Genomic DNA, 23,145 nt, shown 5'->3' with positions numbered 1-23,145 from the left:
GCGACGTAATCCCTGGCCGTAATCCTCGTAATCCCTCGCCAGGCTTCAGAACCTCGGCTAGGTCGTCCGGATCATTGCAAGGGGGCTCATGTCCGAGTGCTGCTGTCGAGGTGGTGCGCTTGCGGCCGACGGCGGAACTTGCAGCTCGTGGCCGCGCAGGCCCAGGAACGCGATCAGCACGACGGCCGTCAGGGCGACACCGCCGACCGCGACTTCGGGCGCAGCGTCGGAGGTCGCCGCCACGATGCTTGCGCGGAGCGAGAGCTGGTGCGGGACTTGACGCGGGACTTGGCGCACGAGGTCCCGCCCGCTCTCGTGACGTGTGTTGCCCGGACCTGCCGCGAAGCGGCGCAGGCAAAGGAAGACGAGCAGCAGCAAAGCCGTGCCGCCCGCGAGCGGCTCGATCGGGGTGGTCAAGGATGTATAGGAGAGCGTGTGGGCGCCGGTGTAGAGAAGGAGTGTGGCCGGCAAAGCCATGCTGCCGACAAGCGGTGCGAGGGCGGGACGATACCGGGCGGGCCTGTCGTCCCGATTGGCGAACACAGCGACAAGTATCGCAATGATCATCAAATGACCTATGCCGTCCACCTTGCCAAAATCAAGCGTTGCGGCGGTCAGCACCAGCACCAGGGCGAGGGCGGCGAGACGCCGGACCAGCGGTGTCCAGAACAGCGCGAAGGCCAGGCCGAATTCCACGATCCCAGCGGCGGTCACGACAGTCGGGACATCGAAGCCCAGGGTCAGTTCCGGATGAGCGATTGCGATCGGCGCGACCCAGGCCGGGTACACAAATTTTTCCATCGCCGGCCATAGCAGGGACAGGGCGACAGTCCAGCGCAGGAAATCAGATCGAAAAGCGAGCAGTTTGGCATTGCGCGACAAAGACAGCGCGAACCAGACCCCGAGCCCCGGAAAGACCGGGTAATCCAGCATGTGGAACAGGCCATAGCTGGCGGCACCGTAGACATAGAGCAGCACGATGCCGGCCCCTGCTGCCGGGAGCGTGGCCCGCGCGCCCAAGAAAAGCGGAATCAGCAACTGAATGGCCGAGAGCCAGAAACTGCTTGCCTCGAGTTCCGGGGTGAGAATGAGTCCTCCATGAGCCCACAGCAAGGCAAAGAACACCGCAGCGGCCGCGCGCAAAAGGTCGTCGACGCGATCGCGCAGAGGCTCGGTCAATTGATCCAGAAATTTCGAGACCGTGGCGCCGAACCTGGTCTGCTCGGCCGCGCAAGCGAGATAGAACAGCGCGAGGAACAGCGCCAGGAATAGAAAGAACTTCGTCGTCAATACCGCCTGAACGGGCAGCGGATCGTCGGAGACGACGCATGGCACGAACCACTTCACATGAGCCGATGCGGCGCCGGTCATCGAGATGAAGCTGACCACCAGACACCCGGAGAAAATCAGTCCTTTCGTGACTCCTGATCCAGCGCGTCCGGCATTGGAGATGGTCGAAAAGCGGTTGGCCGCGCGATCGATGCTCATGGGCTCACCAAAATAATTTCGTTCAAACATTCTTCACCCCTGACGAGAGTGGTTCATGGGCAGAAGAATACGTTCGACGATTTAGGCGACGCTCAGGCTTTTTGGATGTGAAATGGCTTACTGGCGCCGGGTCACACCTTCGTTAGGGGATCGTGACGCCCTGTGAAACAGCGCTGCTTCCGCTTCGCATTCAGCAACTGAGTCAGATATCTGCCTCGCCGGCGACAAGCCGCTCCGACGCGGCGCTTAACTGCTTCATGCAGTCGCTGCCATCGTAGTGGGGCGTTTCTGGTGCGGTGGCCTGCCGAGCCGTAGCTCGCGGCAGCAGTCCGTCTTCGCTTCCGCTGCGCTCCAGCTACGCCGGACACGCGTCGCCCTTCGGTCTCGTCGCGGCTGCGCCACGCGTAGCCCGAAGGGCGAAGCGTGGTGGGCCCGGCAGGACTCGAACCTGCAACCAGACCGTTATGAGCGCAGCGAATATCCGGAATATCTGAGCATTTTCAACAAAGCTCGTCCATTCTTGCGCACGCTCCTGCGCGTTTGTTCACGGGGTTTCTGTGGGATTTCTGGTGGGCGCTGCTGGGCTGGGGCGCTTACTCATAAACTCGTACTCATAAAATCGTCAGGTCCGCCTATAACAGTCCGCTCGGACAAATCAGCTTACTCCAACCAGCGCCTTACAGACCTCCCGGCTGGCCTCTTGGAATAATTTGACGGCACCTCCGGCCCGTCGTCCTTTCAAGGTGATTGAGGCTATCGGGGCGGAAGTATCGCCAAGATCGACGTTCAGCGCGCGCAGCCATGCGCTACTCGATCGCATTCTGAGTATCTGCATGGGCAATAGGGTTATAAACCGGCTGCTCGCCAACAGATTCAATCGCATGTAGATTGAAATCGTGGTGACGGTCGTTGGCGGAAGCGGCAGGTTATGTCGCCGAAATAGTTCGACGCCGGTACGCCCCAAAAAAGAATCGGGCGGCGAGAGCGTCCATTGCTCTTGCATAAGTTCAGCGAGCTTCAACTTCTTCCTCGATCGCAGGAGCGGATGCCGTCGCTCCGCCATCACCGCAAGCGAGGACCTAAACAGCACCTCCGCGGACAAATCATCGGCGACCGGCAACGGCGCCCAGCGCGTTATGGCCAGATCAAGCATTCTCTGGCGCAGAGCATGCTCCAGCGCATCCCGATCACCTATCGTGATATGATACCTGATGCCCGGATATCTTCGGACGAGATGTCCGATAATTTCTGTAACGATCGCGGTGACCGGCTCGGTTGTACCGATCGTAACGAGCCCTTGCGCCGGATTCGACCTTTGCACAATGTCGGTAACACCCAGCTTTATTTCGTCGAAAACGACGCGCGTACGATCGACAAGAAGGCGGCCACACTCAGTGAGTTCGACTCCGCGCGAAGTGCGATCCAGCAGCGCAGCCCCGACGGCGTGCTCCATATCGGTGATGGCTTTGGAGATCGCAGGCTGCGACAATCCAAGACGGTGAGACGCTTTGGCCATGCTGCCGACCTCTGCGACGGTCTGGAGCGTATGCAGATCCTTGAGGCGCAGGCGTCGGCCGATGCGGTCCTGCCATTGCATGAGTGTTCACCTCACGTTATAGCCCGATAGGAAGTTGCGATTTCAGGTTATACCGTCGTTGCCTCAGGATAGCGAGATGGAAAGCCGGCCGGATCATTGCGTTGCTTTCCGAAGCACATGGAGAACGCCATGCAGCTTTACTCGCGTCGCGCCATACTGGGCGGGTTTTCGGCGCTGGCTCTTCCGCTACCCGTTATTGCCGCCGACCAGCCGCTGAAGATCGTATTTCCGTTCCCGCCTGGCGGGTCGGGAGATTCGATCGCCCGGCTGTTTGCCGAGCAACTCCATACCAGGCTCGGCAAGGTGGCCATTGTGGAGAATCTTGCTGGCGCTGGCGGACGGATTGGCGCTCGAGCGGTCAAGAATGCCGCACCGGGCGAGGAGATAGCGCTGTTTGCTTCAGCTTCGCAGTTCACACTTCAGCCGCATCTCTTCAGGAGCCTGGGATACGATGCAGAGCGCGACTTTGTGCCCCTTTCGCAGGTGATGACGGTCGATCTGGCTCTGGCGGTCAGCGGGAAGCTGCCCATCCATTCGGTGCACGAACTTATCGACTGGATGAAGGCCAATCCCGAACAGGCCGTGTACGGCTCGCCGGGAGCAGGTACAGCACCTCATTTCATCTGCGGCGAGTTTGGCCGGATCACAGGCCTAAACCTGCGCCACACGCCCTACAAAGGTACACCTGCTGCCCTCCCAGATGTGCTGGCCGGCCGGGTCCCGATGTATATGGCGTTTCTTTCCGAACTCCTGGAGCAACACCGGGATGGTGGCATACGCATTATCGCCACCGCAGCCGGCGGGCGATCTTCCTTCCTGTCCCAAACCGCGACTCTCAAGGAAAGCGGGATCGATATCGACGCGTCCGGATGGTTCGCATTCTATGCGCCTGCCCGTTCTTCCCGTCAGTCCGTTGAGCGTCTGGGAGAGGAGATCATTGCAATCGGGCGCGATCCCGAAATGCGCGCAAAGATTCATGCCATGGGCTGTGAGCCAACAGGAACGACATCGGACGAACTCCAACGTATCCAGCGCGCCGACTTGGACCGCTGGGGGCCGATCGTGAGGGTGTCGGGATTCCCGATCGAAGACTAGGGCGGCACATGACCACCAATCCCCCCGAACAGTTGTTGGACCTTGTTCAATCGCACCGTGTGACGGCCGTGATCTATGTCGCTGCCAAGCTGGGGCTTGCCGAATTGCTGCGCGACGGACCGCGAACGGTCGAAGAACTCGCGAGTCGAACCCGCACGGACCAAGGCGCATTGGCCCGCTTGCTCGTCGCCCTCTCAACCGTCGGGATTTGCTCTCGCGTCGGCGAAGGCCGTTACTTGCTAACCGAACTGGGGGCGGGACTCGACGGGACTGCTGAACGATCGTTCAAGAACTGGGTCATCTTTGAAGGCTACATGCTGACCAAGAGATGGGATGGTCTTCTCGATTCGATCATGTCAGGGAAGACGGCTGCCCAACTCCAGGACATCGACGACAATTTCGATCTGATGGCGCGCACGCCAGAGCATGTGCGGATATTCAATGAAGCCATGACAGACCTAACACGGCTGGTCACGCGCGATCTGCTGCAGGCCTACGACTTTGGCACGATCTCCCACTTGATGGATGTCGGAGGCGGCTCCGGGGAACTCATGGGCGCCGTCGCGAGAGAATACTCGAATATCAAAGGAACGGTTTTCGATCTGCCGAGGTGCGCCGACGCCGCCAACCAGCACTTCGGGCACCTCGGAATCTCCGACCGCGTCGATTTTGTTGCAGGCGATTTCTTTCACGCGGTGCCTGCAGTGGCCGATGCGATCATCTTGAAAAGCATTATTCACGACTGGGATGATGAGCGCAGCCGCATCATTTTGGAAAACTGTCGCAACGCACTTCCCCAAAAGGGCAGACTGCTATTAGTCGAACGTGCGATGCCGGAATTGCTCGGCACCGATGACGCCGGCAGGTCGTGCGCGATGAGCGATTTGAATATGCTGCGCGGTCCAGGTGGCCGTGAACGGACCGAAAGGGAATATTATCGGCTCCTGACCGAGAGCGGCTTCCGTCCCATGGCTGTTTACCGCGCCGGCCGCTATAACTTGATCGAGTCGCGGCTTTGTTGAGGCCAGCTGCGGCGATGCGCCTGAGGCGGACGAACACGCCGCAACAAGTGGGGCGTGCTATTCGATGACATCATCGGCCTTAGCAAGCTCTCGCACTGTCGATCAATCCGCCTAATGGCTGGCCGCGAATTATGAGTCCGCGCCCTAGTTGCATTGGCAAGGCGAAAGTCTTTCGTGGCCCGGATTTCTTATTGCCTGCTATAAACTGCGAAGCCGGCACAAGGCGGAGTCACGGAGGACACCAATGAAACACCTTAGCGTTCTCGGCACTTGCGTTGCCACAACTTTGGGCATCTCTTTGCATAGCGCCTCTGGCCAGCAGCCATCGCTAAGGGAAAGACTTGTCGGGACGTGGATGGTAGTTTCTTGGGAGCAAAAGAAAAATGATGGCACCACCTTACGACAGTTTGGAGAGAAGCCAACCGGCATGGCCATTTTTGATGCCGGCGGACGGTACATCATCACGGTCATGCGTTCAGATCGCGCCAAATACACAAGCAATGCGCTCTGGCAGGGTACTGCGGAAGAAAACAAAGCAACAGCTAATGGCACCCAGACTTATTTTGGGACGTACTCGGTGAACGAGGCAGACCGCAGCATAGCAATTCATGTTGAAGGTAGTTCATTTCCGAATTGGAATGGTGCAGATCAGAAACGCTTTGTTACGATCACCGATGATCAGCTTACGCTAACCATTCGCCCTCCAAGTGGGGAGAATGTCGATGTGATTTGGAAACGAGCGAAATGACCGTGCACGGTCGCGTCTTCTTGTGGCCCATCTCGACGATATTGCGTTACGTCCGAATTTGAAGGCAGAGCGAACCTTGCTCGTTCGCCGAAGGGGGCTGGGCTATATGCGACCCTGTTGTGTGAACCTGCAAGAAAGCCGTTGTCGCTCCGACGCCACTCCGGACACGGAAAGACTTGATCCCTAACTTATTGATTTTGCTTTGGTGGGCCCGGCAGGACTCGAACCTGCAACCAGACCGTTATGAGCGGCCGGCTCTAACCATTGAGCTACAGGCCCCGCCGCGAGGCGGTCCGCGGGAACGTGCGGCCGGCAACGGTGCGCGGTTCGTTTACAGGGATGGAGGCGGGGGTGCAATGCCGGGTGTCACCAATCCAAAGCGGCTTAGGCCGCATTGGCGCTCATTTCCGAATTACCGAATTTGGCGATGATGCCCTTATGCGCCTGTTTTGCCCGACGTGTCAACCGGTGTTCGCGGGGCGGCGGTTTTTGCTGCCGTAACTCGCTGTAATCGCGCCGCCTTCTACTGTGCATGGGGTTGTTTTCGCGTTTTGACGGGAGGGGCCCCGCGGGTCCCCTCTGTCGTGTCGGGCAATGACCGGCGGCGGAGCGCCGGCCTAATCCACCGACACCCCGGCGAACTCCACGACCTTGCGCCACTTCTCGGTCTCGTCTGCGACGAGCTTGCCGAACTCGGCCGGCGTCATCGGCTTGGGGATGCCGCCGGTCTCGGCGAGGCGCGCGACCAGCTTCGGGTCCTTCAGCGCTTCGCCGACCGCCTTGTTGAGGATCTCGACGATCTCGGGTGGCGTGCCCTTCGGCGCGGAGATGCCGTAGAAGCCGACCGATTCGAAGCCGGGCACGGTCTCGGCGATCGCCGGCACGTCGGGCACGGTCGGCCAGCGCTGCGGCGAGGTCACCCCGAGCGCGCGGACATTGCCGCCCTTCGACTGCTCCAGCGCGGACGGCAAATTGTCGAAGATCAGCTGCACCTTGTTGGAGATGATGTCCGGGAAGGCGATCGCAGATCCCCGATAGGGCACGTGCACCATGTCGCACTTGGTCATCACCTTGAACAGCTCGGCCGACATGTGCACCGAGGTGCCGTTGCCGGACGAGGCGAACGAGATCTTGCCGGGGTTGGCCCTGCAATAGTCGATGAACTCCTGAACCGTCTTCACCGGCATCGCATTGGAGACGACCAGCATGTTGGTGAGCTGCATGATGCTGGCGACCGGGGTGGTGTCGCGCAGGAAGTCGAACGGCAGCTTCTTGTAGAGCGAGGTCGAGATCGCGTTGTTGGGCGCGACGAACAGCAGCGTGTAGCCGTCGGGGGCAGCGTTGATCGCGGCGCCAGCCGCGATATTGCCGCCGGAGCCGGCGCGGTTCTCGACGATGAATTGCTGGCCGAGATGGTCCGACAGCCACTGCGCCATGATGCGGGCGACGATGTCGACCGGGCCGCCGGCGGCGAAGCCGATCATCCAGTGCACGGGGCGGTCGGGGTAGGCGGCGGAGGCGGGAGGTGCGGCGGCGAATAGACCGGACAGCAAAGCCAGCCCGAAAACACCGTTACGCAAAATTCGCAACATGCCGCCTCCCATTGTTCTATTGTCGTTGCAGGGCATGCTTTCACAAAAACCGCCCGCTGCCTACATCGCCTCAAGTCGATGTTGACGCAGGCGCAGCCGGAACGACGATGAAATTTGCAACCCCTATCCTTCTCAGTGCGGCTTTGCTCTTGAGTCCCGCTGCAGCTCAAACCGGAGGCAACGCCATTTCCACGACCACGATCAGCTTGGGCACCGCGACGCCGGGCGGCGGCTTTCCACTCTATGGCAACGCCTTCGCGGAGGTGATGAATGCGGCGGATGCCTCGCTCACCATCGCGCCGCGCAACACCAAGGGCAGCAACGAGAACATTCCGCTGCTGGAGAAGGGCGAGCTCGATCTCGCTTTGGTCGCGGGCGAGCCGGCCTATGAGGCCTTCGCCGGCATCGGACGGACGCCCGTTCGGCTGAAGATCCTGACCGCGATCTATTCCAACCCCGGCATGTTCGTGGTGCGGGCGGACAGTCCCTACAGGACGATTCACGATCTCGTCGGCCAGCCGGTTGCGTTCGGCGCCAAGGGCTCGGGACTGCCGATCCTGGCGCGCTACGTGCTCGACGGCCTCGGCCTCAAGCAGGACGAGGATTTCAAGGCCATCTATCTCGACCGCGCCGGCGACGGCCCCGCGATGGTCGAGGACGGCCGCGTCGCCGCGCTCTGGGGTGCCGGCATCGGCTGGCCCGGATTTGCCGCGGTGGCCTCGAGCGCGTCGGGCGCGCGCTTCATTGCGCCCAGCGCGGAGGAGATCGCGCGCATCCGCGCCAAGCATGCGTTCCTTAAATCGCTGACCGTTCCGGCCGGCTCCTATCCAAAACAGGCCGAGCCGATCGCCTCGCTCGGCTCCTGGAGTTTTGTGCTCACGCGCGAGGATCTGCCCGACGATGTCGCCTATCGTCTCGCGAAGACGCTCCATGGCGTCGAGGCGGCCTTCTGCAAGAAGCTCGCCCAGGCCTGCGAGACCACCGCGGCGAACACGATCGCCGCGGCGCCGAAACCGGAGCTGATTCATCCGGGCGCGATGAAGTACTTTCGCGAGATCGGCGTCGTGAAGTGACGGCTAGGCCGTCACTTCTTCACCATCGCGCACGCCGGGTCCGGCGGCCCGAAGGCCTTGTCGCCGGAAATGGTGCTGAGGATCTTGTAATAGTCCCACGGATATTTGCTCTCCTCCGGCGTCTTCACCTGCACCAGCCAGAGGTCGTGCACCATCAGATTGTCATCGCGTAGGCGGCCGTTGCGGGCGAAGAAATCCTCGACCGGCGTCTCGCGCATTTTCGCCGCGACCTTGAGCGGATCGTCGGTGCCGGCCGCCTTGATGGCGTTGAGATAGTGCATCACGCTGGAATAGACGCCGGCCTGCCACATCGTCGGCATCTTGTTCATCTTGGCGAAATAGCGCTTCGACCATTCGCGCGTCTTGTCGTCCATGTCCCAGTAAAACGATGTCGTCAGCAACAGGCCCTGGGCTGCCTGCAGGCCGAGGCCGTGGATATCGGTGATCAGCGCGAGCAGCGCGGCCATCTGCTGGCCGCCCTTGAACACGCCGAACTCCGAGCCGGTCTTGATCTCGTTCATGTTGTTGGGCGGGCCGGCCGCAATGCCGATGATCTTGGCCTTGGAGGCCTGTGCCTGCAGCACGAAGGAGGAGAGGTCCGGCGTCGCCAGCGGCGGCTTCACCGAGCCCAGCACCTTGCCGCCGTTGGCGGTGATGACGCTGGAGGCATCGCGCTCCAGCGAGTGGCCGAAGGCGTAGTCGTCGGTGATGAAGAACCAGCTGTCGCCTCCGCGCTTGACCACCGCATCCGCGGTGCCGACCGCGAGCGCGCGGGTGTCGAACACCCATTGCATCGCGTAGGGCGAGCAGAACTTGCCGTGGAAGTCCGCGGTGCCGGTGGAGTGGGTGATGAACAGCCGCTTCTTCTCGTTGGCGATGTTCTGCACCGCGAGGCCGACGGCCGAGACCGGCACGTCGACGATCAGGTCGACCTGGTCGACGTCGTACCAGCGCCGCGCGATCGCAGCGCCGATGTCGGCCTTGAGCTGGTGGTCGCCGATCACGATGCTGATCGGTTTGCCGAGCACGGTGCCGCCGAAATCGTCGATCGCCATCTGCGCTGCCGTCACCGAGCCCTGACCGGTCGGAGCCGAAGCCGGGCCGTTCATGTCGGTGAGCACGCCGATCTTGACGATGTCGTCGGACACCTGCGCCGACGCGGTGTCCGGCAGCAGCGCCGCCATCAAGGCGGCCGCGACCGGCAGTCCAAATCTCGTTGGATTCACGCTTGTCCTCCCCTGATCCGGCTCGTTGGCCGAAAGTTGCCTGTGCCGGGTATGGCCCGGCTGAATTGGTTTCTTTTGCAACTATTTTGGGGTGGGCGTCAATCTCAGGCCGCGAAGCGGATCTGGCCGGCGGGCGAGGGGTCGTAGCCGGTCAGCTCCTCAGCGCGCTGGCGCAGCCGCCGTTCACTCAGGAACCGGATCAGGGCCTGCATGGCAGGGCGGAAATAGCTGCGCTGCCGCATCGCGAGATCAAGGTTTTCCCAGACCAGCGGTACGAAATCGAGCCCCGCCGAGCGCGCCGCCGCGCGCGTCGCGACGCCGCAATCGGCTAGTCCGGCGCGGACCACTTCCGCGAGATCTGGTCCGGTGAGGGCCGGCGTCTCCACCCGGCGCAAATCGCGCATCGAGGCGCCTGCGCGCGTCAACAGCACGTCGAGCAACATTTGCGCGCCGGTTCCCTGTTGCCGCATCGCCATCCGGGCGCCGAGTGCGAGCACGTCGGCGAGCCCGCGCACCCGCTTCGGATTGCCCGGCGGCAGCACGAGACCCTGCTCGCGTCGCACGAAGGCCACCAGCAGCGCATCATGCAGGTCCGGCGCGTCCCGTAGCGCCGTCACGCTGGCGTCGGCGGCGAGATTGCCCTCGGCATCGAGGCTGTGGAAGTGCACCGCGACGGCCATCACCTCGTCGCGTTGCAGCCGCTCGAGCCCGCGCGCGCTGCCTTCGGTCATCGATCCCAGACCCGAGCCGGATTCGCGCAGGCTCCAATCCAGAAGCTCGTCCTGGCTGCCGCCCACGACCGGCGGTGGCTCGGCGATCAGCATGCCGGCCGGACGCGCCATTCCCGACAGCACCCAGAGATCGAGCTCGTGCCGCGGGAAGAGCCACTTACCGGTTACCTTGGTGCAGGGGATCGCGCCGTTGGTGACGAGTTCATAGAGCTTGCGTTCGCCGAGACGGAGATAGTCAGCGGCTTCGCTGGTCGTCAGGAATTCCATCCTGCATTCCTATGCAAATTCTTGCTTCTTTTTGGCGTTCAACGCAGGTGGAATTCTGCACTCAACTTTTTGTCTTTGCGAACCATGCCCGATGATCTCGTTGCTTTGCAACACATCCCGACGCGTGTTTTGATTTTGGTTGACGATCTTGCGAGGCTCGAATGGTGTGAGCCTTGCGGCCCGCTTTGTCGGTGTGATTGCGGTCAACGAGCCGGTTGATTGATTGCCGAAAATTCCCGGCTTGCTCGCTTCGGCACGCAATGTATCGCGAACTTGCCCTTTGGTAGTGGCCAAAGCCAAACTCTATTTCCTGTTGCCCGTGCGGCGAGCAAGATCGTCACGAGTGCGGCGCAATCGATCATCATGATCGGGTCGTATTCAAGGGAACCCCGCATGGCTGTTCGCCGACTGACTTTTGCATTTGCGCTTCTCTGCGGCCTCGGCGGGAGCATTTCGGCCTCGTTTGCCGAGGAGCGCGCTATCGTCCTGGCCTCGACGACGTCGACGCAGGAGTCGGGGCTGCTCGATTATTTGCTGCCGATCTTCCGCGACAAGTCCGGCATCGAGGTGACCGTGATCGCACGGCGCGCCGATCAGGTGCTCGACGGTGCGCGGCGCGGCGAGGCCGACGTGGTGCTGATGCATGCGCGGCCGCTGGAGGAGAAGTTCGTCGCTGACGGTTTTGCATCGAAGCGCTTCGACGTGATGTACAACGACTATCTGCTGATCGGACCGAAGAGTGATCCCGCAGGCGTCAAGGGCAAGGACATCGCCACTGCGCTGAAAGCGATCGAGGCCAAGGGGGCGTTGTTCGTGACGCGCGGCGATCGTTCCGGCACTCACGCGGCGGAGCTCGCGCTCTGGATCGTCGCCGGCATCGACATCGCCAGCGCCAAGGGTGCCTGGTATCGCGAGAACGGGCCCGGCATGACGGCCGCCTTCGACGCCGCACGCGCGGCGAATGCGTATGTGCTCACGGATCGCGCCAGCTGGATCGCCTTCAAGGACCGCGGCGATCTCGACATCGTCGTGGAGGGCGACAAGCGGCTGCTCAACCAATACGGCGTCATGCTGGTGAACCCCGAGAAGCATCCGAGTGTCCGAAAGGACCTGGGCCAGATCTTCGTCGACTGGTTGATCTCGTCTGAGGGGCAGGCAGCGATCGCCGGCTACAAGGTCGACGGGCAGCAGGTGTTCTTTCCGAATGCGGACAAATCAGGCGGTTGATGGTCGGAAGCGCCAGCGGTTGCCAAATTGAGCGATGCGTGATCCATCATGAGGCATGACCCAGCGCCTGCCGCCCTCGCTCACGCCGCTCCACACCGCGCTCGCCGCGCTGCTGGAGGGCGTTGACCCGGTCGCGCCGGTGGATTTGCCATTGGCTGAAGCGGCCGGCTGTATCGCCGCGGGAATGCCGTTGCTGCCAGCCTATCCACCGCGCGACATCGCCGCCGTGGATGGCTGGGCGTTGCGCGCCAACGATCTCGTCGGCGCGTCCTCCTATTCGCCGGTGCCTCTGACCGAGCTTCCGGCGTGGGTCGACGCTGGCGACGCGATGCCGGCGGGGTGCGATTGCGTTCTCGATGTTGGCGCCGTCGAGGTGTCGGGCCCGCTGGCCCAGGTGCTGGCGGAGGGCGTTCCTGGGCAAGGCGTAGGGCGTAGCGGCGGCGACATCGCGGAGGACTCGCTCGCGGCCGCGGCGGGATATCCCGTCGGCGCGGCGGCTTTGTTGCTCGCGCGTGTCGCTGGCTACGGTAGACTGAGTGTCAGACGGCCGCGGCTCCGCATCGTCAACGTGCCGGGCGCGACCGCGACGATGCAGATGATCGCCGGCCTCGCGTGCGGGGCGGGACTTGATGTGAGCGCGCATGAAGTCGGATCGCGCGATGTCGCATCGATCGCGGAGGCGCTCGATGCTTCCGCCTGCGAGCTCCTGCTGACGATCGGTGGCACCGGCGTCGGTCGTGCGGACGCCGTCGTCGCGGCGCTGGTTCAGCGCGGAGCGCAGCTCAGTCATGGTGTTGCGCTCCAGCCCGGACGCACCGCAGCCTCAGGGCGGCTCGGAAAGGTTCCCGTCGTCGCCTTGCCCGGGTCACCAGCTCAGGCGCTGGCGGTCTGGTTCGCGCTGGTGCTTCCACTCGTCGACCAATTGTCGGCGCGGCAGCCGCGCTGCGCCGTGACCTTGCCGCTCGCGCGCAAGGTCGCCTCCAGCGTCGGGATCGCCGAAATCGCGCTGCTGTCCGGGGAACATAAGACGTGGATGCCGCTTGCCGTGGGCGAATGGCCGCTCCGGGCCATCGCCAGCGCCGATGCATGGCTGCTCATTCCCGCCAGCCACGAGGGATTTGCGGCGGGCGAACCGGTCGATGCTTATCTGATGCGGGAATGATATGGATTCCGCATGACGATGATCCCAAAGCCGCCAGACCGTAGCGGGCTCGAGCAGGAACAGTTTCTCAAGATCCTCTCGCGCGAGGAAGCCTTGGCGCGCTTCGAGAAGGCCCTGTTCCCGCGTGCGATCCCCAGAGAGGCGCGCAAGCTCGCCGATGCACTCGGCGGGGTGCTCTCTGAGGATATCACGGCGTCGATCGACGTACCGCCATTTGACCGTTCCAATGTCGACGGCTTTGCCGCCCGCTCGGCGGATCTAGCAATGGCCAGCGAAGCCGCGCCCGTACGGCTCGCACTGAACGGCGAGACGATTCATTGCGGCGTCGCGCCGGTGCTGCAAGTCGCGGTGGGGACCGCAACGCCGATCGCCACCGGTGGCCCGCTGCCGCGTGGTGCCGATGCCGTCGTGATGGTCGAACACACCCAGCCCGGCAGGCCCGATGGGATCGAAGTTCGTCGCGCGGTCTCGCCGGGGCAATTCGTCTCTTACGCCGGATCCGACATCGCGCGCGGCGAGGCGCTGCTGCGCGCCGGCACAATCATCGGCTCGCGTGAGATCGGCATGCTGGCGGCCTGCGGCATCGCCGAGGTGAAAGTTGCGCGGAAACCGCGTGTTGCCGTGATTTCCACCGGCGACGAGCTGGTGCAGCCCGGCGAGGCACTTGGCCCTGCCGCGATCTACGACACCAATGGCGCCATCGTCGCAGCCGCAATCGATGAGAACGGCGGCGAGGCGATCTTCCTCGGCGCCATTCCCGACAACGAAGCCAAGCTCGAAGCGGCCATGCGCCAGGCGCTGGCGGATGCCGACATGCTGGTGCTCTCCGGCGGCACGTCGAAAGGCGCGGGTGACCTGTCCCATCGCATCATTGGCCGGCTCGGCCAGCCCGGCATCATCGCACACGGCGTGGCGCTCAAGCCGGGCAAGCCGCTGTGCCTTGCGGTCTGCGACGGCAAGCCGGTGGTGATCCTGCCGGGTTTCCCGACCTCGGCGATGTTCACCTTCCACGACATGATCGTGCCGGCGCTGCGCAAAATGGCCGGCCTGCCGCCGCGCTCCGATGCCAAGGTGAGCGCGACGGTGCCAGTGCGCATCGCCTCCGAGCTTGGTCGCACCGAATTCGCCATGGTCTCACTGGTCGAAGGCAAGGACGGCCTGATCGCCTATCCCTCAGGCAAAGGCTCTGGGGCGATCACCTCCTTTGCGCAGGCCGACGGCTTTCTGCGCATCGACGCGCTCGCCGACCAGATGCCGGCCGGCACCGAGGCCGAGGTGACGCTGTTCACGCCGCATGTGCGCGTGCCCGATCTCGTCATCGTCGGCAGCCATTGCATTGGCCTCGATCTCGTCACCGCGCAGCTCGCGTCTGCGGGCCTCACGGTGCGCTCGATTGCGGTCGGCAGCCTCGGTGGGCTTGCGGCAGCAAAGCGCGGCGAATGCGATCTCGCACCGATCCACCTGTTCGACGACAAGAGCGAGACCTACAACACGCCCTATCTCGTCGACGGGCTCGAACTCGTGCCGGGTTGGCGGCGAATGCAGGGCATCGTGTTCCGGAAAGGCGATAGGCGTTTCGAGGGGCGCAGCGCGAAGCAGGCTGTTACTGCCGCACTCGCCGATCCCGCCTGCATCATGGTCAACCGTAACCAGGGCGCGGGCACGCGCATCCTGATCGACCGGCTGCTCGGGGGCGCGCGCCCGGAGGGCTATTGGAATCAGCCGCGCTCGCACAACGCGGTCGCCGCGGCCGTCGCGCAGCACCGTGCCGACTGGGGCATGACCATTGCGCCGGTCGCCCATGCGGTTGGGCTCGGTTTCATTCCCTTCGCGGAAGAGCATTATGATTTCGCGCTGGTGACGGCGCGCAAGCAGCGTCCGGCCGTGCAGGCGTTTCTCGATGCGCTCGGCTCGGACGAGGCGCGCACGGCGCTGGAGCACGCGGGCTTCCGGCCCGCATAGATGTCGACGCGGCACTCAAGCCGCGCGGAAAACAGGGTGGGGGACGCGATGGCAAGGCCGCTTTCGGTTGCGATCGTGGGGGCCGGCATGGGCGGGCTTGCGACCGCTGCGGCGCTCAGGCGCGTCGGCATCGACGTGATGGTCTACGAGCAGGCCTCCCGGTTCGCCCGCATCGGCGCCGGCATCCAGATCGGCTGCAATGCCATGAAGGTGCTGCGCGAGCTTGGGCTGGAGGCGCGGATGCGCCAGCACGCGTTCTATCCGCGCTCATGGAACAACCGCGACTGGAAGAGCGGTGACATCAAGTTCGACATGATCTTTGGCGAGAGCGCAGAAGAGAGGTTTGGCGCGCCCTATCTGCTGGCGCATCGTGGCGATCTCCATGCGGCGCTGGCGAGCGTGGTGCCGGATGAGTTTGTGAGGCTCAATCACAAGCTCGTCGGCCTCGACGAGACCAGCGAAGGAGTCCGGCTGAGCTTTGCCGACGGTGCCAGCGTCGTTGCCGATGCCGTGGTCGGCGCCGACGGCGTGCATTCGGCGGTGCGTGACATTTTGTTCTATACTGCGCCGGTCACATTCACCGGCCGCATTGCCTATCGCACCACCTATCCCGCCGCATTGCTCGGTGAGGCGATCGACGATTGCACCAAATGGTGGGGCGAGGATCGTCACATCGTGATCTATTACGTCAAGCCGGATCGAAGTGAGGTCTATCTCGTCACCAGCCAGCCCGAGCCGAACTTTCGCATCGAGTCCTGGTCGGCGAAGGGCGATGTGCGCGACCTGCGCGCCTCGTTCGAGGGCTTTCATCCGCAGGTTACGCAGGTGCTCGCAGCGTGTCCCGACGTGCATAAATGGGCGATCATGGATCGCGAGGCGCTCGATCGCTGGGCTGACGGCAAGGTCACGCTGTTAGGAGACGCCTGCCATCCCATGACACCCTATATGGCGCAGGGCGCGGCGATGGCGATCGAGGATGCTGCCGTGCTGTCACGCTGCCTCGACGGCGTCGACCGTGACGGCGTTGCAGATGCCTTTCGCCGCTACGAGGCGACGCGCAAGGTGCGGACCACACGGGTGCAGGAGACCTCGCGCGCCAATATCTGGCTGAAGCAGCGGACCGATACGAGCTGGGTTTACGGCTACGATGCCTGGTCGGTGCCGCTGGCGGCTTGAGCTGCCGCCTCACGGGCGCGTTCCCGCTCCTCGGCTTCCGCGAGCGCACGCTGTGCGGCTGGCGGCAAGGGCTTTGGGTCCGGAGGGACATCGACGATCTTGTCGCTGCCTGTGGCCTGTCGGCCCAGCCGTTTGGTGCGATCGATCGCGATCGAAAGGTCGAACACGAAATCGACGACTGTGAAGATGGCGTTCAGGAGGGGGTCGATCATGACTGATCCGAGGCGTGTCCCGATCGGTAGTCGCAGCTCACCTCAGACCGGTTCGATGCTCCCATGAACTGGGATGGCCATCGCCGCGACCAAGGGCATGAGCCAGGCCATGACCGCGTTGACACCCCTTAATTTCCGCAAGATCGCCGCCCTTCTGGCGGCGGCCGGCACGCTGTTCTGGCTCTATACGTTCTATGCGATCGCCCATGTCCCGCAGGGTGACGGCACCGGCTTTCAGTGGCTCGCGGTATTTCCGCTCGGCATGATTTTTGGGCTGTTCTTCCTGCCGGCCTGGCTGCTGGTCGCGATCAACCGGCTGCCGCGGTTCACGATCCTGGTCGGCGTTGCCGGCCTCATCGCCTTCGCGATCATCTGGGCGCAGCTTCTCAACGAATTCCCAAAATCGTAAAGCGGCTCAGGCCGCGTCATCCAGCGCCGCCAGACGCTCGGCGTCGGCGATGTCCTCGACCGTATTGGCATTGAAGAACGGGTCGATCGGCTCGGCCGCCCAGGTCACCGTCGCCAGCGGATAGCGTGCGGTCCAGCGGTCGATTTTGCGGAGATCCTCGACGACCAGTGCGTGACGCAGCTCGTTGCGCAAGGTGACGCGCCACAGGCCGATCACCGGATGCGACTGGTCGCCGGATGCGGCGACCGCGAGCTGCGCGCTCTCTCGCGTTCGTGCCTCATGCAGGCGCGCGACGAGATCGCGCGGCAGGAACGGACAGTCGCCGGCGGCGCTGAGCACCCATTCGAGGTCAGGCCGGTTCATCGCGGTCCAGTCGAGCGCGGCCAAAATGCCGGCGAGCGGGCCGGGGAAGCCGGGCACGTCGTCTGCGATGACCTGCAGGCCGAACGCGGCGAAACGCGTAGGATCGCCATTCGCGTTGAGGATCAATCCGTCGCACTGGGGTGCGAGGCGCGCGATCACGCGCTCCAAAATGGTGCGGCCGCCGATGGTCCGCATCGGCTTGTCGCCGCCGCCCATGCGGCGCGCAAGGCCACCAGCAAGCAGCACGCCTTGTGTGGCCGGAATGTCAGTCGTCACCACCTTCACCCTTGCGCTTGTGCTTCGCCGACTCTTCCTCGACGTAAGCGAGATTCTGGTCGTAGACGATCCGTTCCTCGCCCGCGAGTGCGATGAAGCGCTTTCCGCGGGTGCGTCCCACCAGCGTCAGCCCCACTTGTCTCGCGAGATCGACGCCCCAGGCTGTGAAGCCGGAGCGCGACACCAGGATTGGAATGCCCATCCGCACGGTCTTGATCACCATCTCTGAGGTGAGGCGTCCCGTGGTGTAGAGGATCTTGTCGGAAGGATCGACGCCGTGGCGGTACATCCAGCCCGCGATCTTGTCGACGGCATTGTGGCGGCCAACGTCTTCTGTGTAGCAGAGCGGCTCGCCTTCCTTGCACAGCACGCAGCCATGGATCGCGCCGGCCTCCAGATAGAGCGAGGGCATGGTGTTGATGGTCTGGGTCATCTGGTAAAGCCAGGACGTGCGCAGCTCGGCCTTCGGCAACGCGACACTCTCAACCGCCTCGAGCAGGTCGCCGAAGGCGGTGCCCTGCGCGCAGCCCGAGGTCTGGGTCCGCTTTTTCAGCTTAGCTTCGAAATTGGTGTGATGTGAGGTGCGCACGACGACGACCTGGAGGTCGTCGTCGTATTCGACCTCGGTGACGGCATCATTATATTTCAGCATGTTCTGGTTCAGCAGGTAGCCGAGCGCCAGATATTCGGGATAGTCGCCGATCGTCATCATGGTGACGATCTCCTGCGAATTCAGGTAGAGCGTCAGCGGCCGTTCCATCGGCACCTTGATCTCGACCTTGGCACCGGTCTGGTCTGTCCCGGTCACGCTCTGGGTCAGACGGGGGTCGTCGGGGTTGGGGACAATCAGGGGTACCGGGGCTTTGTCGATCTTCATCATGGGGGCGACGTTAGCATGACAATCGGTTCAAGCCGATATAAGCATGCTCACGACGATGGAGAAGGTGGTTCCGGACGCGTGATGCAGTCGGCGGAGATTGAGTTGCGATGAAAGTCATCGGCCTTGCGGGTTGGAGTGGTGCGGGCAAGACAACGTTGTTGACGCGGCTGATTCCGCATTTCAACGCGCAGGGGTTGCGCGTCTCAGTCATCAAGCATGCGCATCACCAGTTCGACGTCGATGTGCCCGGCAAGGATTCCTGGCGCCATCGCGAGGCGGGGGCGGCTGAGGTGCTGGTGGCTTCGTCGAACCGCTGGGCCCTGATGCACGAATTGCGTGGTGCAGCCGAACCGCGGCTCCCGGAACTCTTGGGCAAATTGTCCGCCGTCGATCTCGTGGTGGTCGAAGGCTTCAAGCGCGAGCCGCATCGCAAGATCGAGGTGCATCGCGCCGCTAACGACAAGCCGCTGCTGTTTCCCGACGATCCCGGCATTGCCGGAATTGCGACCGACGCCAAGGTTGAAACCCGACTGCCGACGGTCCATCTCGACGATATCGAGGCTGCCGCGGCATTGCTCCTGCGTGCGGCGATGCCGGTCGAGGAAGCAGTTGCAAGAAGCGCCGCGATGCGCTGACGAGGCACCATGGCGCAGCTATCGGATGATTGTTTTGCCTTCGGCGGACCGATGATGTCGGTCGACGAGGCCGTTGGCCTGATCACGGCCCGCGTCAGCGCGATTGCCGATATCGAGACTGTGGCGCTGGTTGAGGCCGACGGGCGCGTGCTCGCACACGATATCGTGGCGCCGCTGCCGCTGCCGCCTTTCACCAACTCGGCTGTCGACGGCTACGCCGTGGGCAATGCCGACCTCCCCGGGAAAACAGAACAGGCATTCCCGCTCGATGGCCGCATCCAGGCTGGCGGCCTTGCGCAGGCGCCGATCAAGCCCGGCCATACGGCGCGTATCTTCACGGGCGCGCCGATGCCGCCGGGCGCCGAGACCGTCTTCATGCAGGAAGACGTTCGTATCGACGAATCAGGCAAGGTCGTGCTGCCACCCGGGCTGAAGCGAGGCGCCAATGTGCGCCCGGCTGGAGAGGATATCCCGCTGGGGCAGGTCGCTCTGCGCGCCGGCCAGCGGCTGCGGCCGCAGCATGTTGCGCTTGCCGCCGCCTTCGGTCTGACCCGGCTTGATGTCGTCAGGCGTATCCGTGTCGCCGTGTTCTCGACCGGCGACGAACTGGCCTCGCCAGGTGAGCCGCGCGCGGCCTCGCAGCTGTTCGATTCCAACCGCTTCATGCTGATGGCGATGCTGCGGCGGCTCGGCTGCGAGGTCTCCGATCTCGGCATCTTGCGCGACGAGCGTGCGTCGCTCGCGAGCGGATTGAAGCAGGTTGCGGGCCACCATGATCTGATCCTGACCACCGGCGGCGTCTCGACCGGCGAGGAAGACCACGTCAAGGCGGCGGTCGAAAGCGTCGGCTCACTCGTGCTGTGGCGGATGGCGATCAAGCCTGGCCGGCCCGTGGCGATGGGCATCATCGACGGGACACCGCTGGTCGGATTGCCCGGCAATCCCGTCGCGAGTTTCGTCACATTCGTCCATGTGGTGCGGCCGACGGTGCTGGCGCTCGCCGGCAGTTTGCCGGAACCACTGTTGCCGATCCCGCTGCGCGCGGCGTTCAGCTACAAGAAGAAGCCGGGCCGTCGCGAATATGTGCGCGTCTCCTTGCGGCGCGCGCAGGACGGCGCGCTGGAAGCCGTCAAGTTTCCGCGCGAAGGCGCCGGGTTGCTGTCATCGTTGGTGGAGACTGACGGCCTGATTGAACTGGGTGAAGGCGTCACGCGCGTCGAGCCAGGCGAGAGCGTAGGTTTCCTGTCCTACGCGGGTCTGCTCTGAAGCCCTTGCGTTGACGTCCGCGATCCCTCCCGCCATGTTGCGGTCATGACCCGAACGACGCTCGACCTCACCGGGCTGAAATGCCCGCTCCCAGCCTTGAAAACACGCAAGGCGTTGAAACCATTGCAGCCGGGCGATCAGCTCGAAGTGTACTGCACTGATCCCTTGTCGGTGATTGACATTCCGAACCTGATCCGCGAGACCGGCGATACGGTGGAGATCACCGAGCGCAACGACGCGCGCATCGTGTTCTTGATAGAAAAAGCGAATGGCTCGATAGACAGCGCCAATGCTGCGCTGCGTTCTTGAGCGCGTTACCGCGCGGATACCGACCATTTAACTATCGACATCGATCGCGGCTTCTGCCCCAATTGACTTTGCGCGCGCAGGCGCGGAGGTTGAGTCTTGTCCGCGATACGCGGGGCAGCGGGCCGCGCACGAAGCCTGCAAATCGTATCGGGCATAGACCCTCGTTCGAGGGGTTAACTTTTCAGACACGCGTGACGGATCTGGCGCGTGTCGGGTGATTGTGCGGGGCAGCAGGGACAATCGCTGTGCCGCAAGGGGCTGAGGTACAGGATCGTAGCGGCAGTCTCGCTCAGAAGGGCGACTGCAGGGGGAGGGGTGCATGACGACTATCGAAGGCGCTGGAAGCATTTCAGGCGCTGGCGCGGGACTTTTCGATCGCGAACATACGGTTGCGAAGGCCGGCTTCAATCGCTGGCTGGTGCCGCCGGCCGCGCTCTGCATCCATCTCTGCATCGGCATGGCCTATGGCTTCTCGGTGTTCTGGCTGCCGTTGTCGCGTGCGATCGGCATCACGCAGAGCAAGGCGTGCCCCGACATGTCGCTGTGGCAGGAGCTGTTCACCACGACTTGCGACTGGAAGGTCGCGAGCCTGGGGTGGATGTACACCCTGTTCTTCGTGTTGCTCGGCGTCTCCGCCGCGATCTGGGGCGGCTGGCTCGAGCGCGCCGGGCCGCGCAAGGCCGGTGCCGTCGCCGCCTGCTGCTGGGGCGGCGGTCTTCTGATTGGCGCGTTCGGCGTCTATGTCCACCAGCTCTGGATCATGTGGCTTGGCTGCGGCGTGATCGGCGGTGTCGGCCTCGGCCTCGGCTACATCTCGCCGGTGTCGACGCTGGTGAAATGGTTCCCCGACCGTCGCGGCATGGCGACCGGCATGGCCATCATGGGCTTCGGCGGCGGCGCGATGATCGGTGCGCCACTCGCCAACCTGCTGATCAACTATTTCAAGACGCCGACCTCAGTCGGCGTCTGGGAGACGTTCGTCGCGATGGGCGTCATCTACTTCGTCTTCATGATGATCGGCGCGTTTGCCTATCGCGTGATCCCGGTCGGCTGGCAGCCCGAGGGCTGGACGCCACCGAGCGAAAAGAAGTCGATGATCACCGAGCACCATGTGCATCTCGACAACGCGCACAAGACGCCGCAGTTCTGGTTGATCTGGTGGGTGCTCTGCCTCAACGTGTCGGCCGGCATCGGCGTGATCGGCATGGCCTCGCCGATGTTGCAGGAGATCTTTGCCGGTAAGCTGATCGGTCTGCCCGATCTGACTTTCAGCCAGCTCTCGACTGAGCAGAAGACCGTCATCGCTGGCATCGCGGCGGGCTTTGCCGGTCTGCTATCGCTGTTCAACATCGCCGGCCGGTTCTTCTGGGCCTCGCTGTCGGACTATCTCGGCCGCAAGAACACCTACTACACGTTCTTCCTGCTCGGCATCGCGCTCTACGCACTCGCGCCGACCTTTGCGGCGATGGGCTCGAAGCTGCTGTTCGTGGTCGGCTTCGGCATCATCCTGTCGATGTATGGTGGCGGCTTCGCGACCGTGCCGGCCTATCTCGCCGACATGTTCGGCACCCAGTTCGTCGGTGCCATCCATGGCCGGCTGCTGACGGCGTGGTCGACCGCAGGCATCATCGGTCCTGTGGTGGTGAACTACATCCGAGAGTTCCAACTCGCCGCCGGTGTGCCGCGTGATCAACTCTACAACACGACCATGTACATCCTCTGCGCCATGCTGATTGCCGGCCTGATCTGCAACTATCTGATCAAGCCCGTCGATCCCAAGTGGAACATGAGCCACGAGGAAGTCGCCCGCTTGCAGGCGGCCAGCGCAAAGAGCGAAGCGGCGATCCAGCATGGCTCGTTCGGCATTGGCAGGGGCGGCCTGGACGCCAAGGCGGCATTGTTCTGGGCCTTCGTCGGCGTTCCCCTGGCCTGGGGCGTCTGGAAGACGTTGGAAAGTGCCGTCAAGATCTTCTGATCGCAATCCCACCACCGCGGGAGGCTGACACCAGCCACCTGCGGTGCTTGCCTGACAAAATGATTGAGAATGGGACCTAAGGGGATTCCTATGCTTCGTACCCGAATCTGCCTTGCCGCCATGCTGCTGGCTGCAAGCGTTCATGTCGCGTCCGCGCAGACCGCGGCGGCGCCTGCCACGACGGCGCCGGCCGCGGCGACCGAAGCCAAGCCGGGCAAGATCAAGCTCACGATGCAGAAGCTGAAGGACATGAAGGCCAAGTGGTCGGCCAACAAGCCGAAGCTCAAGGCCTGCCGCGGCGAGGTGAAATCTAAGGGCCTGACCGGCGATGACCGCTGGTTCTACATCGAAGAGTGCATGAACAAGAGCTGAGTCCAGGGTTCCCGCGAAGAGTTTGGCGTGAAGGACATGGGGCTCGTTGGCCGCATGCCCCCTTAAATGCTTATCTAAACGA

Annotated in this window: 23 protein-coding genes and 1 tRNA gene; 14 read left to right on the top strand and 10 right to left on the bottom strand. The window is 63.3% G+C overall.

What is annotated here, in order from left to right; translation table 11 throughout:
- Positions 1-57 precede the first annotated feature (57 nt).
- The gene (locus ACWAT4_RS33080; protein ID WP_449729068.1) at positions 58-1,488 is read right to left on the bottom strand and encodes a hypothetical protein; all 1,431 of its coding nucleotides are present in this window, start codon (positions 1,486-1,488) and stop codon (positions 58-60) included.
- A 655-nt stretch (positions 1,489-2,143) separates the two neighbouring features.
- Positions 2,144-3,085, bottom strand: a complete 942-nt coding sequence (locus ACWAT4_RS33075; protein ID WP_212445980.1) for a LysR family transcriptional regulator — start codon at positions 3,083-3,085, stop codon at positions 2,144-2,146.
- 129 nt (positions 3,086-3,214) lie between these two features.
- Between ACWAT4_RS33075 and ACWAT4_RS33070 the strand changes: the two genes are divergently transcribed.
- From ACWAT4_RS33070 to ACWAT4_RS33060, 3 genes are all read left to right on the top strand, one after another.
- Complete coding sequence (locus tag ACWAT4_RS33070) at positions 3,215-4,180, top strand: Bug family tripartite tricarboxylate transporter substrate binding protein (protein ID WP_212426947.1); 966 nt, start codon at positions 3,215-3,217, stop codon at positions 4,178-4,180.
- Between the two features lie 8 nt (positions 4,181-4,188).
- Positions 4,189-5,202 (top strand): methyltransferase, encoded by a 1,014-nt coding sequence (locus ACWAT4_RS33065; protein ID WP_449729067.1) that lies wholly within the window; start codon positions 4,189-4,191, stop codon positions 5,200-5,202.
- A 244-nt stretch (positions 5,203-5,446) separates the two neighbouring features.
- Positions 5,447-5,950, top strand: a complete 504-nt coding sequence (locus ACWAT4_RS33060; RefSeq protein WP_212426949.1) for a lipocalin-like domain-containing protein — start codon at positions 5,447-5,449, stop codon at positions 5,948-5,950.
- A gap of 203 nt (positions 5,951-6,153) precedes the next feature.
- Here the strand turns inward: ACWAT4_RS33060 and ACWAT4_RS33055 are convergent.
- Positions 6,154-6,229: transfer RNA gene (locus ACWAT4_RS33055), tRNA-Ile, on the bottom strand.
- 338 nt (positions 6,230-6,567) lie between these two features.
- Positions 6,568-7,542 carry a Bug family tripartite tricarboxylate transporter substrate binding protein gene (locus tag ACWAT4_RS33050; RefSeq protein WP_449729066.1) on the bottom strand — a complete coding sequence of 325 codons (975 nt, stop codon included), beginning with the start codon at positions 7,540-7,542 and terminating at the stop codon, positions 6,568-6,570.
- A gap of 107 nt (positions 7,543-7,649) precedes the next feature.
- Here ACWAT4_RS33050 and ACWAT4_RS33045 point away from each other — a divergent pair, with 107 nt between their 5' ends.
- Positions 7,650-8,615 carry a TAXI family TRAP transporter solute-binding subunit gene (locus ACWAT4_RS33045; RefSeq protein ID WP_449729065.1) on the top strand — a complete coding sequence of 322 codons (966 nt, stop codon included), beginning with the start codon at positions 7,650-7,652 and terminating at the stop codon, positions 8,613-8,615.
- 11 nt (positions 8,616-8,626) lie between these two features.
- On the opposite strand, the gene ACWAT4_RS33040 is transcribed toward ACWAT4_RS33045, so the two are convergent.
- The 3 genes from ACWAT4_RS33040 to ACWAT4_RS33030 all read right to left on the bottom strand — a co-directional run bounded on the left by ACWAT4_RS33040 (position 8,627) and on the right by ACWAT4_RS33030 (position 11,139).
- Entirely contained in the window at positions 8,627-9,841 is a 1,215-nt protein-coding gene (locus tag ACWAT4_RS33040) for an ABC transporter substrate-binding protein (protein WP_212299911.1), read from the bottom strand.
- Between the two features lie 104 nt (positions 9,842-9,945).
- Complete coding sequence (locus ACWAT4_RS33035; protein WP_212445975.1) at positions 9,946-10,839, bottom strand: helix-turn-helix transcriptional regulator; 894 nt, start codon at positions 10,837-10,839, stop codon at positions 9,946-9,948.
- Positions 10,840-10,848: 9 nt separating this feature from the next.
- Positions 10,849-11,139, bottom strand: a complete 291-nt coding sequence (locus ACWAT4_RS33030; protein WP_212299909.1) for a hypothetical protein — start codon at positions 11,137-11,139, stop codon at positions 10,849-10,851.
- Positions 11,140-11,232: 93 nt separating this feature from the next.
- Between ACWAT4_RS33030 and ACWAT4_RS33025 the strand changes: the two genes are divergently transcribed.
- From ACWAT4_RS33025 to ACWAT4_RS33010, 4 genes are read left to right on the top strand one after another with little or no spacing between them, the layout of a single operon-like run.
- Positions 11,233-12,066 carry an ABC transporter substrate-binding protein gene (locus tag ACWAT4_RS33025; RefSeq protein ID WP_449729064.1) on the top strand — a complete coding sequence of 278 codons (834 nt, stop codon included), beginning with the start codon at positions 11,233-11,235 and terminating at the stop codon, positions 12,064-12,066.
- Between the two features lie 55 nt (positions 12,067-12,121).
- On the top strand, positions 12,122-13,228 hold the full coding sequence (locus tag ACWAT4_RS33020) for a molybdopterin-binding protein (protein ID WP_449729063.1): 1,107 nt from the start codon (positions 12,122-12,124) through the stop codon (positions 13,226-13,228).
- 12 nt (positions 13,229-13,240) lie between these two features.
- Positions 13,241-15,190: a molybdopterin biosynthesis protein gene (locus ACWAT4_RS33015; RefSeq protein ID WP_449729062.1), complete on the top strand. Its 1,950-nt coding sequence runs from the start codon at positions 13,241-13,243 to the stop codon at positions 15,188-15,190.
- 48 nt (positions 15,191-15,238) lie between these two features.
- Complete coding sequence (locus ACWAT4_RS33010) at positions 15,239-16,366, top strand: FAD-dependent monooxygenase (protein WP_449729061.1); 1,128 nt, start codon at positions 15,239-15,241, stop codon at positions 16,364-16,366.
- Here ACWAT4_RS33010 and ACWAT4_RS33005 read toward each other — a convergent pair.
- Positions 16,333-16,578 carry a hypothetical protein gene (locus ACWAT4_RS33005; protein ID WP_449729060.1) on the bottom strand — a complete coding sequence of 82 codons (246 nt, stop codon included), beginning with the start codon at positions 16,576-16,578 and terminating at the stop codon, positions 16,333-16,335. The genes ACWAT4_RS33010 and ACWAT4_RS33005 overlap by 34 nt on opposite strands.
- Positions 16,579-16,651: 73 nt before the next feature.
- Between ACWAT4_RS33005 and ACWAT4_RS33000 the strand changes: the two genes are divergently transcribed.
- Positions 16,652-16,987, top strand: coding sequence for a hypothetical protein (locus tag ACWAT4_RS33000; RefSeq protein ID WP_249154492.1), 336 nt, complete (start codon positions 16,652-16,654; stop codon positions 16,985-16,987).
- Positions 16,988-16,993: 6 nt separating this feature from the next.
- On the opposite strand, the gene mobA is transcribed toward ACWAT4_RS33000, so the two are convergent.
- Together mobA and fdhD are read right to left on the bottom strand one after the other, a co-directional pair.
- Positions 16,994-17,629, bottom strand: a complete 636-nt coding sequence (mobA, locus tag ACWAT4_RS32995) for a molybdenum cofactor guanylyltransferase MobA (protein ID WP_212299903.1) — start codon at positions 17,627-17,629, stop codon at positions 16,994-16,996.
- Complete coding sequence (gene fdhD / locus ACWAT4_RS32990) at positions 17,616-18,506, bottom strand: formate dehydrogenase accessory sulfurtransferase FdhD (RefSeq protein ID WP_212299902.1); 891 nt, start codon at positions 18,504-18,506, stop codon at positions 17,616-17,618. The genes mobA and fdhD overlap by 14 nt, the downstream gene beginning before the upstream one ends.
- Before the next feature lie 107 nt (positions 18,507-18,613).
- Between fdhD and mobB the strand changes: the two genes are divergently transcribed.
- The 5 genes from mobB to ACWAT4_RS32965 all read left to right on the top strand — a co-directional run bounded on the left by mobB (position 18,614) and on the right by ACWAT4_RS32965 (position 23,063).
- Positions 18,614-19,141, top strand: a complete 528-nt coding sequence (mobB, locus tag ACWAT4_RS32985) for a molybdopterin-guanine dinucleotide biosynthesis protein B (RefSeq protein ID WP_212299901.1) — start codon at positions 18,614-18,616, stop codon at positions 19,139-19,141.
- A 9-nt stretch (positions 19,142-19,150) separates the two neighbouring features.
- On the top strand, positions 19,151-20,407 hold the full coding sequence (locus ACWAT4_RS32980) for a molybdopterin molybdotransferase MoeA (RefSeq protein ID WP_212299900.1): 1,257 nt from the start codon (positions 19,151-19,153) through the stop codon (positions 20,405-20,407).
- A gap of 45 nt (positions 20,408-20,452) precedes the next feature.
- Positions 20,453-20,716 (top strand): sulfurtransferase TusA family protein, encoded by a 264-nt coding sequence (locus tag ACWAT4_RS32975; RefSeq protein WP_212299899.1) that lies wholly within the window; start codon positions 20,453-20,455, stop codon positions 20,714-20,716.
- 319 nt (positions 20,717-21,035) lie between these two features.
- On the top strand, positions 21,036-22,691 hold the full coding sequence (locus tag ACWAT4_RS32970) for an OFA family MFS transporter (RefSeq protein WP_212299898.1): 1,656 nt from the start codon (positions 21,036-21,038) through the stop codon (positions 22,689-22,691).
- A gap of 90 nt (positions 22,692-22,781) precedes the next feature.
- Positions 22,782-23,063: a hypothetical protein gene (locus tag ACWAT4_RS32965; protein ID WP_212299897.1), complete on the top strand. Its 282-nt coding sequence runs from the start codon at positions 22,782-22,784 to the stop codon at positions 23,061-23,063.
- The last annotated feature ends 82 nt before the right edge of the window (positions 23,064-23,145 follow it).

Source organism: Bradyrhizobium sp. T-1 (genome assembly GCF_053592855.1).
Note: the sequence above shows the minus strand (reverse complement) of the source record. Positions and strands in the feature narration are given on the sequence as shown.

Coding starts and splice junctions, on each gene's coding strand:
- fdhD (WP_212299902.1), bottom strand. CDS start 18,506: ATGATGAAGATCGACAAAGCCCCGGTACCCCTGATTGTCCCCAACCCC.
- mobB (WP_212299901.1), top strand. CDS start 18,614: ATGAAAGTCATCGGCCTTGCGGGTTGGAGTGGTGCGGGCAAGACAACG.
- ACWAT4_RS33050 (WP_449729066.1), bottom strand. CDS start 7,542: ATGTTGCGAATTTTGCGTAACGGTGTTTTCGGGCTGGCTTTGCTGTCC.
- ACWAT4_RS32975 (WP_212299899.1), top strand. CDS start 20,453: ATGACCCGAACGACGCTCGACCTCACCGGGCTGAAATGCCCGCTCCCA.
- ACWAT4_RS33020 (WP_449729063.1), top strand. CDS start 12,122: ATGACCCAGCGCCTGCCGCCCTCGCTCACGCCGCTCCACACCGCGCTC.
- ACWAT4_RS32965 (WP_212299897.1), top strand. CDS start 22,782: ATGCTTCGTACCCGAATCTGCCTTGCCGCCATGCTGCTGGCTGCAAGC.
- ACWAT4_RS33080 (WP_449729068.1), bottom strand. CDS start 1,488: ATGAGCATCGATCGCGCGGCCAACCGCTTTTCGACCATCTCCAATGCC.
- ACWAT4_RS33005 (WP_449729060.1), bottom strand. CDS start 16,578: ATGATCGACCCCCTCCTGAACGCCATCTTCACAGTCGTCGATTTCGTG.
- ACWAT4_RS33065 (WP_449729067.1), top strand. CDS start 4,189: ATGACCACCAATCCCCCCGAACAGTTGTTGGACCTTGTTCAATCGCAC.
- ACWAT4_RS33035 (WP_212445975.1), bottom strand. CDS start 10,839: ATGGAATTCCTGACGACCAGCGAAGCCGCTGACTATCTCCGTCTCGGC.
- ACWAT4_RS32970 (WP_212299898.1), top strand. CDS start 21,036: ATGACGACTATCGAAGGCGCTGGAAGCATTTCAGGCGCTGGCGCGGGA.
- ACWAT4_RS33025 (WP_449729064.1), top strand. CDS start 11,233: ATGGCTGTTCGCCGACTGACTTTTGCATTTGCGCTTCTCTGCGGCCTC.
- ACWAT4_RS33075 (WP_212445980.1), bottom strand. CDS start 3,085: ATGCAATGGCAGGACCGCATCGGCCGACGCCTGCGCCTCAAGGATCTG.
- ACWAT4_RS33060 (WP_212426949.1), top strand. CDS start 5,447: ATGAAACACCTTAGCGTTCTCGGCACTTGCGTTGCCACAACTTTGGGC.
- ACWAT4_RS33015 (WP_449729062.1), top strand. CDS start 13,241: ATGACGATGATCCCAAAGCCGCCAGACCGTAGCGGGCTCGAGCAGGAA.
- ACWAT4_RS33070 (WP_212426947.1), top strand. CDS start 3,215: ATGCAGCTTTACTCGCGTCGCGCCATACTGGGCGGGTTTTCGGCGCTG.
- ACWAT4_RS33000 (WP_249154492.1), top strand. CDS start 16,652: ATGGCCATCGCCGCGACCAAGGGCATGAGCCAGGCCATGACCGCGTTG.
- ACWAT4_RS33010 (WP_449729061.1), top strand. CDS start 15,239: ATGGCAAGGCCGCTTTCGGTTGCGATCGTGGGGGCCGGCATGGGCGGG.
- ACWAT4_RS33045 (WP_449729065.1), top strand. CDS start 7,650: ATGAAATTTGCAACCCCTATCCTTCTCAGTGCGGCTTTGCTCTTGAGT.
- ACWAT4_RS32980 (WP_212299900.1), top strand. CDS start 19,151: ATGGCGCAGCTATCGGATGATTGTTTTGCCTTCGGCGGACCGATGATG.